The following is a 12,938-nucleotide window of genomic DNA, read 5'->3' on the forward strand; positions in this document are numbered from 1 at the left end:
GGTGGTCGGACGTCCACCCGTCAGGATCCGAACGATCAGTCGAGGGCCGGCACCCGCTGCTCCTCGGCCGCGGGCGGTCCCTCCACCGTGGAGTCGCCCCGGTCGAGCTTGCTCGGCCACCAGATCTTCCCGCCCAGGTCGAGGTTCAGGGCGGTCACCAGGACCGACCGGACGATCATCGTGTCGAGCAGGACGCCGAGGGCCACCGTCGTACCGAGCTGGAGGGTGAAGGTCATCGGCATCGTGCCCAGCATCGCGAACGTCGCCGCGAGGACCAGGCCCGCCGAGGTGATCACGCCACCGGTGGAGGACAGAGCGATCAGCGAGCCGATCCGGGTCCCGTGCGCCGCTGCCTCCTCGCGCACCCGGGTCATCAGGAAGATGTTGTAGTCGATGCCGAGGGCGACGAGGAAGACGAACGCGAACAGGGGGAAGCCGGGATCGGTGTGCTCGCGGCCGTAGACCAGGTCGAACACCAGGCCGGAGAGACCGAGCGCCGCGCCGAACGACAAGATGACGGTTCCGATCAGCAGGACCGGCGCCAGGATCGACCTCAGCAGTCCGGCCAGGATCAGCAGGACCGCCGCCAGGACGATCGGGATGATCACCTTGTTGTCCCGTGCCGAGGCATCCATGATGTCGATCGACACCGCGGTCATGCCCGTGGTGAGCGCGTCCGCCCCGGGCACGTCGTGGACCGCCGCGCGGACGTCCTCGACGGCCGCCGCCGCGGCGTCGGAGTAGGGGTCGCTCGTGAGGTCGGCGACGATCAGGGCCGTGCCGTCCTTGCTCGCGACCTCCATCGGCGCGGCGATCCCGTCGACACCGGACATCGCCGCGATCACGTCGTCGGCGTGGTCGGCGCTGGCCACCACCTGGATCGGGGTGCTGGCGTCGACGAGGCCGTGCTCGACCAGGATCGTCTGGCCGATCACCGAGTCCTGGTCGGTGGTGTACTGCTCGTCGCTCGGGATGCCGCCCGTGTCGAGCCGCAGGAAGCCCAGGCAGAGGAGAGCCAGCGCGGCCGCCGTACCGATCCACACCACGCGCGGACGAGGGGCGATGCTGCGGCCGACCTTCGCCCACAGTCCGGAGGCCGTCGGCTCGGCGCTGCCGAAGTGAGGCACGAAGGGCCAGAACACCCAGCGGCCGCAGATCACCAGCAGGGCGGGCAGCAGGGTGACCATCACGACGAAGGTGACCGCGACGCCGACGGCGTTGGCCGGGCCCATGCCGGCGGTGGAGTTGAGGTCGGCGAACATCAGGCAGAGCAGGCCGACCACGACGGTCGCCGAGCTGGCCAGGATGGCGGGGGCGGCGCGGTGCAGGGCGAAGGCCATCGCCTCGTGCCGGTCCTCGTGGCGCCGCAGCTCCTCGCGATAGCGGGCGACGAGGAGGAGGGCGTAGTCGGTGCCGGCGCCGATGACGAGCACGGTGAGGATGAACTGCGTCTGGCCGTTGACGGTGAGGCTGGTGTTCTTGGCGAGCAGGTAGAGCACGCCCATCGCGGCTCCGAGACCCACGACGGCCGTGAGGATCGGCAGCAGCCACAGGATCGGGCTGCGGTAGGTGACGAGCAGGATGAGGACGACGACGCCGAGCGTGATCAGCAGCAGGTTGCTGTCGCCCGAGGAGAAGATCGTCGCCGCATCGGCGCTCTGACCACCCGCGCCGGCGAGGTAGGAATCCACGCCGTCGATCGCGATGATCTTGTCGATCTTCGGCTTCAGGTCGGGCAGCACCTCCCACAGCTTGTCGCCGTAGTTGACGGTGAACTCGAGCTTGGCGACCTGGCCGTCCTCGGACACGAACGGCGTGGGGACGCCCGCGGCCTGCGCGCCCTGCGGGCTGAGGACGTTGCTGACGCCGTCGAGCTTGCCGATCTCGCCGGCCTGCGTCTCGATGTCCGCGAGGTCGGCGTCGGTGAGACCCGACGCGCGGTGGTAGACGACGGTCGTGCCGACGTCGTAGGGGTCCTGGAAGGCCTCGAGCTTCTCGAAGGCCTTCGTCGACTCGGCGCTGTCGGGCAGCCAGGACTCGGTCTCGTTGTTCTGGACGTCGATGAGCTTGCCCGCGAGGGACGCGAGTCCGCCGGCGATCACGATGACCGCGATGAGGACGATCCACTTGGTGACGGGGCCGGTCAGCTTGCCGGCGATCTGACGGTGCATGGCGCTCACACTTCCACTGGGCGGGGACATCGGCATCGGGATTCCTCCGGGTCCGACCCTGAGACCGCCCCTGATTCATCGCCGGACGGGAACTCTTTGCCAAGTGGCCGCACGCCCGTCCCCCACCAGACACCCGACGGCCCCGGGATGTGACATCCCGGGGCCGTCGTCGAGGCGGTTGCGCAGCCGTCAGGCGACCCACTCCTTGAGCTGCGCGATGGTCCCGGCCGGGTCGGCGCTGGCCGGGGAGACCGAGAGGGAGGTGACGCCGGACTCCTTGAAGGCCGCGATCCGCTCCTTGACGTACGACGCCGGGCCGACCAGGTTGCCTGCCTCGAGCCACTCCAGCGGCACCGCCGCCTCGGCCTCCTTCTTCTTGCCCGACAGGTAGAGGTCCTGGATCTCCTTGGCCTCCTTCTCGAAGCCGTACTCGCAGGCCAGCTGGTTGTAGAAGTTCTTGTCCCGTGCTCCCATGCCGCCGACGTACAGGGCGTACGTCGGGCGCATGAGGTCGAGCAGCGCCTTCGTCTCCGGGCCCTCGCCGATCGCGACCATGCCGCCGGCGCTGATCTCGAGCGGCTCGAGGTCGGGCGAGCGCTTGGCGGCGCCGGCCGCGAGCGATGCGCCCCAGACCTGCTGGGCCCTCTCGGGGTAGTAGAGGAAGGGCAGCCAGCCGTCGGCGACCTCGGCGGTCATCGCGACGTTCTTGTCGCCGAGCGCGGCGACCCAGATGGGCAGGTCCGCCCGCTCGGGCCGGTTGAGCAGCTTGAGCGGCTTGCCGAGCCCGAGTCCCTGGCCCTCGGGCAGGGGGACCTGGACCGTCTTGCCCTGGAAGTCGAGGCGCTCGCCGCGCAGTCCGGCTCGCACCACCTCGATCACCTCGCGGGTGCGGGTCAGCGGGCGATCGTAGGGCATGCCGTGGAAGCCCTCGATGACCTGCGGACCGGACGCGCCGAGGCCCAGGATGCCGCGGCCGCCCGAGACGTTGTCGAGTCCGGCCGCGGTCTGCAGGAGCGTGCCGGGGGTGCGCGAGTAGACGTTGAGGATGCCGGCGCCGATCTCCACGGTCTCGGTCTTCGCGGCGAGATAGCCCATCAGTGTGGGCGCATCGAAGCCGTAGGGCTCGGCCACCCAGATGGTGTCCAGGCCGGCCTTCTCGAGCGCGGCGACCTGGTCGGCCGACTCGCGCGGGTTGCCTGCGTAGACGAGGGGCATCGACAGCTTCATGGCGGTCCCTTCCGGCCTTCCGGCCACATGGGCGGCGCCGGCGGAGGTCGCCGACGGCACAACGGTGACGGGAATGCTGTCACAGTCCCTCCGATCCTCCGCCCGTGTCCGCGGTGAGACCCGGCGCGGGCCGTGGACCGGTCGTGATAGGAGGGAGCGTGACTTCTGAGACCACTCCCGCCACGCCCGCCCGCTACACCGTCGCCGTCATCGGCGGCACCGGACCGCAGGGCAAGGGCCTGGGCTACCGGTTCGCGCGCCACGGCCACGACATCGTCCTCGGCTCCCGCGCGGCCGAGAAGGCGGAGGCCGTCGCGGCCGAGGTCTCCGAGCGCCTCGGCTCGGTCGACGGCGCCGGCTCGGCCCGCGGCGCCACGAACGCCGACGCGATCGCCGCCGCTGACGTCGTCCTCCTCGCCGTGCCGTACGACGGCCACGACGAGCTCGTCGCCTCCCTGGCCGCCGACGGGGCGCTGGACGGCAAGACGGTCATCTCCTGCGTGAACCCGCTCGCCTTCGACAAGCGCGGCGCCCACGGTCGCGTCATCAACGGCGGCGAGGGATCGGCCGCGGAGTCGGCCGCCGAGCTCGTGCCCGGCGCGACGGTGGTCGGCGCCTTCCACAACGTCGCCGCGCCCTCGCTGTGGGGCGACGACGAGTTCCTCGACGAGGACGTGATCGTGGTCGGCGACTCGGTCGAGGGCAAGCAGGTCGCGATCGACCTGGCCGCCTCGGTGACCGGCCGGCCCGGTGTCGACGGCGGGAAGCTCCGCCTCGCGCGGGTGCTCGAGCCGTTCACCGCGGTGCTGATCTCGATCAACCGGAAGTACAAGACCCACTCGGGCCTGCGGATCACCGGGCTCGATCACTGAGTCCGGCGCCGGGGCGGCCCGTCAGCGGGCCTCCCCGACCAGGCGGTCGATGATCGCGGCGGCCTCCGGCCCGGGGGACCAGACGGAGTGGTCGTCCGGATCGGTGGCGAACCGGCCGTTGCCGCACCCCGCGCGGATGTCGATCCGGTCGCCCCAGGAAGTGAAGCCGACGATGCGGGGCAGCCTGCCCGGGTCGCAGTCGACGTAGGCGGCGTTCCTCTCGGTGTTCGCCGCCATGTCGGTGAGCAGGGTGGCGAGGTCGGCGGAGGAGATGTCGGCGCGGAGCCAGACGCCGCTGTTGAGGGTGTCCTCGACACAGATCGCCGCCACGGCGAGCTCCTGCGGCCGACCGAGCGTCGGCACCCGGCCGGCCTGATCGCAGTCGATCGCCGTGTGGTCCAGGGTCGCCGGGGGAGTGGCACCGCTGCGCTGTGCTCGCAACAGGTCGATGAACCGCTTCCACGGTGCGTCGGCACCGAGCCGCTCGGTGCCGTTGACCACCACCGGGCGGCAGCCGTAGAGCTCGCCGGCAGCGACCTGTGTGGTGCCGTCCGCGTAGGCGAAGACCAGTTGGTAGCCCGGTCCGAGCTCACCGGTGCACAACACGTTCGGCCCGGGCGCGGCGAGTCCGTTGATCGCTGCCGCGATCTCGTCCACCCCGCTGACCAGCGCGTCGTCGGGCACCTCGATCGCACCCCCGAAACCCCTGCACAGGCGGACGGAGATCGCCCCGTCGGGGATGTGGTCGGGGCCGGCCTGGGTCCGGGTGTCGACGGGCTCGGCCGGGCAGCCGGTGACACCCGGTGCCGTAGGACCGCGATCCGTGGCGCCGTCCGGCGTGGCTCGACTGCCGCCCAGCAGCGCCATGCCGCCCGCCACCAGCACCACCGAGGCGGCAGTGCATCCGGCCGCCAGAATCGTCGTACGGCGGGCGCGGCGCGCCTTCACGCGTGCCCCGGCGGCGCGGTCGGGTGCCGCCGGGGGCGCCGGCACGGCCTCGGACAGGCCCTCGCGCAGCCACTGCTCGTCACTCATCGGCGGTCTCCTCTCGTCGCAGGCGGGGAGAGGAGCGCAGGGATCGGAGGGCTCGGGAGCACTGGCTCTTCACCGTGCCGACGCCGATTCCGAGGACGGCTGCGGTCTGCTGCTCGGTGAGGTCCTCGAAGTAGCGCAGCACGACCACCGCGCGCTGACCGCGGGGCAGCCCGTCGAGCGCCGCGACCAGGTCGTTGCGGGCGTCGCCGTCCTCCGCCCGGGAGGGCCGCTCCGGCAGGTTCTCGGTCGGACGCTCGGCCCGCCACCTGCGCCGCCACCAGGAGACGTAGGTGGTGTACATGACCCGGCGCACGTAGGCCTCGAAGCCGTCGGCGCCGACCCGGTCCCGCGCCCGCCACGACTTGGCCAGCGCCGTCTGCACCAGGTCCTCCGCGAGCTGGTGGTCGGTCGTCAACAGCCAAGCCGAGCGCCACAGCGCGTCGCCGCGGGCAGCCACGAACCCATCGAACCCATCGGGCTCCTCGGGCTCCTCGCCGGGCGCGGCACCGAGCGCCATCGCGTCCCACCACCGTCCGCTTCATCGGCACCTCTCACCGGTAGAAGCGGTCGAGGACGCCGAAAGGTTGTCAGCCCGCCAGTCCCTCCACGACCTCGGCTCCGGGGGCCTGTCCGAACAGGTCCCCGGGCACGAGGAGCTTGGAGCGGCGCAGCCCGGACCCGATGATCGCCAGGTCCATCTCCGGGACCCGGGCGTCGACGAGCAGGCGCCACCCCGCCGGCAGGCCGACCGGCGTGATGCCGCCGTACTCCATCCCGGACTCGGCCACCGCCCGCTCCAGCGGCAGGAACGACGGCTTGCGGACGTCGAGCAGCCGCTTCACGGTGTGGTTGACGTCGGCGCGGGTGTCGGCGCGGACCAGGCACGCGGCGACCCGCTCCTCGCCCTCCCGCTTGCCGGCGACCAGCACGCAGTTGGCGCCGGCCGTCATCGGCAGGTCGTACGCCGCGCTCATGGCGGCGGTGTCGGCATGCTCGGGGTCGATCTCCACGACCGCGATCCGCTCGGCGCCGGGCCATCGGGACAGGGCTGCCGCGACGGGCGGGGCGACCAGCTCGGGGTGGTCGAGGGCGACGAGCGAGGCCAGCCCGGTCAGCTGGGGGAGGGTCACTGCCAGCCCCGCATCCGGTGCTCGTCCCAGCTGTTGTGGTCCCAACCCTGGTCGTGGTGCCGGCCGCGCAGCACCGAGGCGATCAGCCCCGCCGCGCCGGCCGCCAGCCACGGCAGGCCCATGATCCAGCCGTTCCTCTCGATCTGCACGGTGTCGCTCGTGGACAGCGCCCACACGATGAGCAGGCCGGTGAACGCGATGCCCATGACCAGGTGGCCGGTGTTGACCGGGTGCCAGCCGGTACGGCGGTCCGCGGTGGGCCGCTCCTCGCGGGGGATCTCGGTGGTGTGCTCGTCGTAGCTCATGCTGCGCTCCGGAACTCGATCTGGCCGAGGTCGAGGTCGGCGTCGATGGTCAGGGTCGGGGCCTCGGCGACGGTGCCGTTGTCGCCGCTGGCGTCGTCGCTGGTCGTCTTGCCGAACATGGCGACCTCGCCAGCGTCGAGGGTGCCCCTGGCCTCCACGTTGAGGCCCTCCTTCGGCACGATCACCAGGATGCGACCGACGCCGAGTTCGAGGTCGAGCGTCCTGCCGTCGAGCGCGTCAAGGTCGCGGACGTCGGTCAGGTCGATCCGGATCTCGCCGACGCCCAGGTCGTAGGAGCTCTTCAGGTCCGACGCCTGCTGCAGCACCGGCCGCTGCTCCCCGACCTCGAGGCTGTCGGCGACCGAGGTGACGGCGGTGACGCCGGCGGCGAGAAGGCCGACCAGGATAAGCCCGCCGGCCCGGCCGTAGAAGGCGCCGACCAGGAGCATCAGCCCGATGACGCCCAACACCGTCGCGGGATACGCCGACGGGACGACGTCGACGCCCGCCAGGTCCAACGTGGCCAGGGCGCCGAGGCCGAGCGCGGCCAGGCCGAGGGTGAAGGGGAACAGCAGCGGTCCGCGCTTGCGCGGGTCGACCGGGCGGCGGTACGCCGGAGCCGGGGCCCGGTAGGCCGAGTAGGTCGCGCCGGGGGCGCCGGGGGCGCCGGGCTCCGGGGCCGGGGGCGGGGGAGGCGGGACGGGGGTGCCACCCATCCACGGGTGCGGCGGGCCGCCCGGCTTGACGGCGTTCTTGCCGGCGAGCACCACGATGAGGATCAGCCCGAGCGCGAGCGCCGGCCAGGGGAAGCCGGGTCCGCCGACGGTGTCGCCGATGACCGAGGCGATCGCGACCACGCCGCCGACGATCAGCACCGCGGTGCGGATGCCCTCGTCGACCCGGATCACCGTGTCCTCGGTGCCCTCCTCCGGAACGAACAGCCAGCACACGGCGTACAGGATCAGGCCACCGCCGCCGAAGAAGGTGAGGACGACGAACGCGATCCGCACCAGCAGCGGGTCGATGTCGAGGTGCCGTGCGACCCCCGCGGCGACACCGGCGACCTTGCGGTCGTCGCGGCTGCGGCGGAGTCGGGCGAGGTCGCGGACCTCGTCGCGGGTGACCCGGGGGCCCTCGCGGCGAGGCTCGTTCTCGGTGTCGGTCGGTGCGTTCATGTCCTCCAGCCTGCTGTCTCCCCGGCCTGCGGACCATCGGGGACAGCCCTGATCCTGCCGCATCGCCCCGGGCACGGGATCAGGGTCGGGTCAGGGTCCTTCCCCCTGCTGGCGCGTCCCGCGCTGTGTGACGATGGAACAACCATGAGCACCACTGCGCCCCTGCCCGCTCCGCCGGCCCCGCCCCGCGACGTACGCCGCGCCTGGCGCGACCTGCGCGAGCCGATGATCGGCGGCGTCGCCGCCGGCCTGGCGGTCCACCTCGGCGTGTCCGTGCTCCTGGTGCGCGCTGCCTTCGTGGTCGCGACGGTGGTCGGCGGCTCCGGTGTCATGGCGTACGCCGCGCTGTGGATCCTGCTGCCCGCCGGCCCACCGGCGAACCACCTCGCCCCCGGCCTCGCCACCGCTACCCGCGACGGTCGCCGGCCCGGCCGCCGCGGACGCCGGCTCTCCGACGTCGGGCCGGTGATCACCCTGGCCGTGCTCGGCATCGGCGCGGTCCTGACGATCGAGGCACTGCTCGGCACCGGCTGGTGGATCTGGCCGCTCGGCATCGCCGTCGTCGGCGTCGCCCTGCTGTGGCGCCAGGCCGACGAGGCGCAGCGCGAGCGCTGGATCGACGCCACCGGAAAGGTCGACCCGGTCCGGCTGGTGCTGGGCGGGGGCGGCTGGGCGGCGTGGGCGCGGATCGGCGCCGGAGTGGTCCTCGTCGTCGTCGCGCTGGTGCTGTTCACCCTGCGCGACGGCTCGTTGTCGGTCGCCCGCGACGCCACGCTCGCCATCCTGCTCGCCTTCTTCGGCGTCGCCATCGTGCTCGGGCCGTTCGTCTACCGGCTGATGTCCGACCTCACCGACGAGCGCGCCGAGCGGGTGCGCACCCAGGAGCGCGCCGACGTGGCCGCCCACCTGCACGACTCGGTCCTGCAGACCCTCGCCCTCATCCAGAAGAACCCCGCCGACGCCGCCCGGCTGGCCCGCGCCCAGGAGCGCGACCTCCGCGCCTGGCTGTACGCCGGGGAGTCCCTCGACGAGGCCACGGTCGCCAGCGCCCTGCGCGCCGCCGCGGCCGAGATCGAGGACGCCTACGCCGTCACCGTCGACGTGGTCGCCGTCGGTGACTGCGACTACACCGAGGCGGCCCGCCCGATCGTGCAGGCCGCCCGGGAGGCGACGACCAACGCCGCGAAGCACGCGGGCGTCCCGCGGGTCGACGTGTACGCCGAGATCACCGACGCCGGGATCGACGTGTTCGTGCGCGACCGCGGAGTCGGCTTCGACCCGGAGGCGACCCCGGAGGACCGGCTCGGCGTACGACGCAGCATCATCGACCGCATGGAGCGCCACGGCGGCCGGGCCGAGATCCGGTCCGCGCCCGGTGAGGGCACCGAGGTTCGCCTGCACCTCGACCACAGCCCGGAGCCGTCGAAGCAGAAGGAGAGCCATGAGTGAGCCGGTGCGCGTGGTCGTCGTCGACGACCACGCCATGTTCCGCCGCGGCGTCAGCGCCGAGCTCGGCGCCACCGGCGCCGGGCGGGTCGAGGTCGTGGCCGAGGCCGCCGACGTCGACGAGGCCGTCGCCGCCGTGCAGCAGCACCGGCCCGACGTCGTACTGCTCGACGTGCATCTGCCCGGCGGCGGTGGCGTCGAGGTGATCCGGCGGGTCAAGGACAGCGAGGTGCGCTTCCTCGCCCTGTCGGTCTCCGATGCGGCCGAGGACGTCATCGGCACCGTGCGCGGCGGCGCGCGGGGCTATGTCACCAAGACCATCACCGGCCCGGAGCTCGTCGACGCCATCAGCCGGGTCGCCGACGGGGACGCCGTGTTCTCCCCGCGCCTGGCCGGGTTCGTGCTCGACGCCTTCGCCGGGGCCGGACTGTCGGCAGACCTGGCGAACGTCGACGAGGACCTCGACCGGCTCACCGAGCGCGAGCGCGAGGTGATGCGGCTGATCGCGCGCGGCTACTCCTACAAGGAGGTCGCCAAGGAGCTGTTCATCTCGATCAAGACCGTCGAGACCCACATGTCGTCGGTGCTGCGCAAGCTCCAGCTGTCCTCGCGCCACGAGCTGACCCGCTGGGCCTCGGACCGGCGGCTGCTCTGATCCGGTGACGAGGATCGCGGCGCTGGTCCTCGCCGCCGTGCTGCTCGCGGGGTGCTCCGGCGGTACGCCGCCCGCGCCGCCCACGTCCGACCCGGAGACCGCTCCGGTGTCCGTCCCGCCGCCCGAGGGACCCGCCGCCACCGACGCGCCGAGCCCCGCTCCGGCGTACTCCACCTGGCAGCTGGGCGTCCACGTCCTGCCCCGCACCGCCGACGGGTTCGGCGAGATCCGGCCGACGCCGAAGGCGCTGCGGGTCCGGCGCTACCCGACGACCGACCTGCTCCCGCCGCCCGCCGACGGACGGTTCCACGCGAGCGTCGGACCGGTCACCGACGCCATCCGCGAGCGGATGGGGGAGACCTGGTCGCCGGCCTGCCCGGTCGCCCTCGCCGACCTGGCCTACGTCACCGTGTCCTTCCGCGGCTTCGACGGCCTGGCCCACACCGGCGAGCTGGTGCTCGCCGCCTCGGTCGCCGACGACGTCGTGTCGGTGTTCCGGGCACTGTTCGCCGCCGGCTATCCGATCGAGGAGATGCGGCTGCCGACGACCGCCGACCTCGAGGCGCCGCCCACCGGGGACGGCAACGACACCGCGGCGCTCGTGTGCCGTGCGGCCCGCGGCCGGACGACATGGTCGGCGCACGCCTACGGTCTCGCGATCGACGTCAACCCGTTCCTCAACCCCTACCGCAAGGGCGGCGTCGTGCTGCCCGAGCGCGCGTCGGCGTACCTCGACCGCAGCCGCACCCAGCCGGGCATCATCCACGCCGGTGACGTCGTCGTGCGGGAGTTCGCGCGGATCGGCTGGACCTGGGGCGGCTCGTGGAGCTCGCTCAAGGACTACCAGCACTTCTCGGCGACCGGTCGCTGATCCGGCGTCCGTCGCTGGATAGGGTGCGGCCATGGAGACCCTGCGCCTGATCCTGCTCATCCTCCACATCCTGGGCTTCTCGGCCCTGATCGGCGGGCTGCTGGCGCAGGCCGGGCCGGGCGACAAGAGGGTCACCGGCGTCATGCGCGACGGCGTCGGCACCGCCTTCCTCGCCGGCCTTCTCCTCGTCGGCGTCCTCGAGGGCGGCGACGACCCGGTCAACCACGCCAAGGTCGGCGTCAAGCTCGCCATCGGCCTGGTGCTCCTGGTGCTCGTGATGGCCAACCTGCGCAAGGCCAAGATTCCCAACGGCCTGTGGGCCGGCCTCCTCGTGCTCGCCGTCGCCGAGGTCTGTGTCGCCGTCCTCTGGTCGCCCGTGCACAGCTGACGTCGGTCGCGGGGTCGGTCGCGGGCTCGGTCGTGGGCTCGGTCGCGGGCAGGTGAGGCGCGCTGTAACACGTTGTTCGCCGACCTAGCAGCCGCGTGTCTGCTGTTCCAGCCGCACACAGGGCCGGTTCAGCGAAGTCCTGCGGCTGATAGGTCGGCGAACAACGTGTTACATGCCGCGGACCTGGCGCGCCGGCACCGCGCCGATGGCGTGTCGGTGCGCGCCGGTGCGCGCCGATGTCGCGCGGGCAGCCGACGTCAGGCCGCCCAGCGGTCCCAGCCCATGAGCCGGATGGTGGGCCGCTGGAGACGCGGGCGCGGACGGGGCCCACGCGGCCGGTACGGCGCGAGGTCGGCGACGTCGGTCCCGAAGCGCTCGCAGGTCGCGAGGTACTCCCGCAGCATCCGCGCCCGCCCCTGCTCGAGACCGGGGCCCCAGACGTCGGCCCAGGTCACCCGGCATACCGCGAGCTTGAATCCGGTGATGAAGTCCTGGCGGCCCTTCTCGGCCCACAGCACCTCGGTCGGCGGGCGGTCGGCGTACCCGCCCTCGACGGGCGTGAGGATCTTGACCAAGCCGTCGAACTCGAAGATCTGGCGGCCGAGGCGCACGTCGCACCACACCGTGCGCCCGTCGGCGGTCAGTCCGAACTGCACCTCGGGAACCCCGAAGCCGAGACTCGTGACGACGTGTCGCAGCAGCGTCTCCCCGATGGAGTCGATGTCGCCCGACGCCGACTCGATGACGTCCCTGAGGATCGTGGACTGCGGCCAGCAGTACATCCGAGCCGCCACCGCGAGCAGCTCGGACCGGGTGACGCCCATCCGCATCGCGGAGTCCACCGCCACCAGGCCTGCGAGGAAGCCGTGCTCGCGGGCGATGTCGAGAGCGGTGCGCGCCGGGCCGAGGACGGGGACGCCTGCGACGTGACACAACTGCTCCGGAGGGTACGGCGCGAGGTGCTGTGCGATCCCGTCGCGCCGGTGGGTCCCGACCAGACCCGCGCGGGTGAGGTGGGATGTCGGCTCCGGTTCGCGCAGCACGGGCAGCTCGAGCGGGTAGGCCGCGGAGTGGTGGCTCAACGCATGCGCCTTCTTGACCCGCAGGCTCGCCGCGCGGTCGGCCAGCATCCGCTGCTCGGCGTGGCTGGTGAGGCTCGCGACGTACCGCGCCTCGGCGTACACCCCGCGCCGCACGGCCGTCCAGCGACCGGAGTTGACGAGGCGGTCGATCTGCGCGGGCGACATGCCGGCATCGATGGCCTGGGGGCGCGTGATGAGGCCCCATTGCGTGCTCATGACGGCGATGACTCGACTGTTCATGCGGGACACCATCCGGCCGGGGGCCGACGCGGAGACGGCAACGAGCTCCGGCCTGTGCACAACTCCCTCGGCCGCGGTCCCTGTGCACTCTCGATGGCGCTCGGTGGGTCTCGTGGGGCGGATGGGAGGGCGGCTCGGGGCGGCCCGGCGGGGCATGTAACACGTCGTCCGCCGACCTGGCAGCCCGCTGCCTGCTGTACCAGCCGCACCCAGAGCCCTTTTCGCGAAGTCAGGCGGCTGGTAGGTGAGCGAACAACGTGTGACAGCGGAGACCGGGCGCCCAGGTCGGCGAACAACGTGTTACATGCCCGCCGCCCACGCCGCCGCCCACGCCGCCGCCC

At 72.6% G+C, this 12,938-nt stretch carries 13 protein-coding genes; 5 read left to right on the forward strand and 8 right to left on the reverse strand.

Going from position 1 to position 12,938, the window contains the following annotated elements:
- Positions 1–35 precede the first annotated feature (35 nt).
- Complete coding sequence (locus tag FHP29_RS09870) at positions 36–2,171, reverse strand: MMPL family transporter (RefSeq protein WP_139622705.1); 2,136 nt, start codon at positions 2,169–2,171, stop codon at positions 36–38.
- A gap of 189 nt (positions 2,172–2,360) precedes the next feature.
- Positions 2,361–3,398, reverse strand: a complete 1,038-nt coding sequence (locus FHP29_RS09875; protein WP_139622706.1) for an LLM class F420-dependent oxidoreductase — start codon at positions 3,396–3,398, stop codon at positions 2,361–2,363.
- 158 nt (positions 3,399–3,556) lie between these two features.
- On the opposite strand from FHP29_RS09875, the gene npdG reads away from it, so the two are divergent.
- Positions 3,557–4,270: an NADPH-dependent F420 reductase gene (gene npdG, locus FHP29_RS09880; RefSeq protein ID WP_139622707.1), complete on the forward strand. Its 714-nt coding sequence runs from the start codon at positions 3,557–3,559 to the stop codon at positions 4,268–4,270.
- A gap of 21 nt (positions 4,271–4,291) precedes the next feature.
- Here the strand turns inward: npdG and FHP29_RS09885 are convergent, their stop codons facing one another.
- From FHP29_RS09885 to FHP29_RS09905, 5 genes are all read right to left on the reverse strand, one after another.
- A complete protein-coding gene (locus FHP29_RS09885) occupies positions 4,292–5,305 on the reverse strand; it encodes a hypothetical protein (RefSeq protein WP_139622708.1) in 1,014 nt (337 codons plus the stop codon).
- Positions 5,298–5,822 carry a SigE family RNA polymerase sigma factor gene (locus tag FHP29_RS09890; protein ID WP_139622709.1) on the reverse strand — a complete coding sequence of 175 codons (525 nt, stop codon included), beginning with the start codon at positions 5,820–5,822 and terminating at the stop codon, positions 5,298–5,300. The genes FHP29_RS09885 and FHP29_RS09890 overlap by 8 nt, the downstream gene beginning before the upstream one ends.
- 70 nt (positions 5,823–5,892) lie before the next feature.
- A complete protein-coding gene (locus FHP29_RS09895) occupies positions 5,893–6,435 on the reverse strand; it encodes a YbaK/EbsC family protein (RefSeq protein ID WP_139622710.1) in 543 nt (180 codons plus the stop codon).
- Positions 6,432–6,740: a hypothetical protein gene (locus FHP29_RS09900; protein ID WP_139622711.1), complete on the reverse strand. Its 309-nt coding sequence runs from the start codon at positions 6,738–6,740 to the stop codon at positions 6,432–6,434. The genes FHP29_RS09895 and FHP29_RS09900 overlap by 4 nt, the downstream gene beginning before the upstream one ends.
- The gene (locus FHP29_RS09905; RefSeq protein ID WP_158296532.1) at positions 6,737–7,915 is read right to left on the reverse strand and encodes a PspC domain-containing protein; all 1,179 of its coding nucleotides are present in this window, start codon (positions 7,913–7,915) and stop codon (positions 6,737–6,739) included. Before FHP29_RS09905 ends, FHP29_RS09900 begins: the two co-directional genes overlap by 4 nt.
- Positions 7,916–8,059: 144 nt before the next feature.
- Between FHP29_RS09905 and FHP29_RS09910 the strand changes: the two genes are divergently transcribed.
- Genes FHP29_RS09910 through FHP29_RS09925 form a run of 4 tightly spaced genes read left to right on the forward strand, consistent with a single transcriptional unit; the run spans position 8,060 to position 11,275 of the window.
- Entirely contained in the window at positions 8,060–9,364 is a 1,305-nt protein-coding gene (locus FHP29_RS09910; protein WP_139622713.1) for an ATP-binding protein, read from the forward strand.
- On the forward strand, positions 9,357–10,016 hold the full coding sequence (locus FHP29_RS09915; RefSeq protein WP_139622714.1) for a LuxR C-terminal-related transcriptional regulator: 660 nt from the start codon (positions 9,357–9,359) through the stop codon (positions 10,014–10,016). The genes FHP29_RS09910 and FHP29_RS09915 overlap by 8 nt, the downstream gene beginning before the upstream one ends.
- A 4-nt stretch (positions 10,017–10,020) precedes the next feature.
- A complete protein-coding gene (locus FHP29_RS09920) occupies positions 10,021–10,887 on the forward strand; it encodes a M15 family metallopeptidase (protein ID WP_139622715.1) in 867 nt (288 codons plus the stop codon).
- A gap of 31 nt (positions 10,888–10,918) precedes the next feature.
- Positions 10,919–11,275, forward strand: a complete 357-nt coding sequence (locus FHP29_RS09925) for a hypothetical protein (RefSeq protein WP_139622716.1) — start codon at positions 10,919–10,921, stop codon at positions 11,273–11,275.
- 257 nt (positions 11,276–11,532) lie between these two features.
- Here FHP29_RS09925 and FHP29_RS09930 read toward each other — a convergent pair whose 3' ends face one another.
- The gene (locus tag FHP29_RS09930; protein WP_158296533.1) at positions 11,533–12,597 is read right to left on the reverse strand and encodes a type IV toxin-antitoxin system AbiEi family antitoxin domain-containing protein; all 1,065 of its coding nucleotides are present in this window, start codon (positions 12,595–12,597) and stop codon (positions 11,533–11,535) included.
- Positions 12,598–12,938: the final 341 nt, after the last annotated feature.

It is taken from the genome of Nocardioides albidus, from assembly GCF_006335005.1.
GTDB lineage: Bacteria > Actinomycetota > Actinomycetes > Propionibacteriales > Nocardioidaceae > Nocardioides > Nocardioides albidus.

Coding starts and splice junctions, on each gene's coding strand:
- FHP29_RS09905 (WP_158296532.1), bottom strand. CDS start 7,915: ATGAACGCACCGACCGACACCGAGAACGAGCCTCGCCGCGAGGGCCCC.
- FHP29_RS09925 (WP_139622716.1), top strand. CDS start 10,919: ATGGAGACCCTGCGCCTGATCCTGCTCATCCTCCACATCCTGGGCTTC.
- FHP29_RS09910 (WP_139622713.1), top strand. CDS start 8,060: ATGAGCACCACTGCGCCCCTGCCCGCTCCGCCGGCCCCGCCCCGCGAC.
- FHP29_RS09930 (WP_158296533.1), bottom strand. CDS start 12,597: ATGAACAGTCGAGTCATCGCCGTCATGAGCACGCAATGGGGCCTCATC.
- FHP29_RS09900 (WP_139622711.1), bottom strand. CDS start 6,740: ATGAGCTACGACGAGCACACCACCGAGATCCCCCGCGAGGAGCGGCCC.
- FHP29_RS09885 (WP_139622708.1), bottom strand. CDS start 5,305: ATGAGTGACGAGCAGTGGCTGCGCGAGGGCCTGTCCGAGGCCGTGCCG.
- FHP29_RS09890 (WP_139622709.1), bottom strand. CDS start 5,822: ATGGCGCTCGGTGCCGCGCCCGGCGAGGAGCCCGAGGAGCCCGATGGG.
- FHP29_RS09915 (WP_139622714.1), top strand. CDS start 9,357: ATGAGTGAGCCGGTGCGCGTGGTCGTCGTCGACGACCACGCCATGTTC.
- FHP29_RS09875 (WP_139622706.1), bottom strand. CDS start 3,398: ATGAAGCTGTCGATGCCCCTCGTCTACGCAGGCAACCCGCGCGAGTCG.
- FHP29_RS09870 (WP_139622705.1), bottom strand. CDS start 2,171: ATGCACCGTCAGATCGCCGGCAAGCTGACCGGCCCCGTCACCAAGTGG.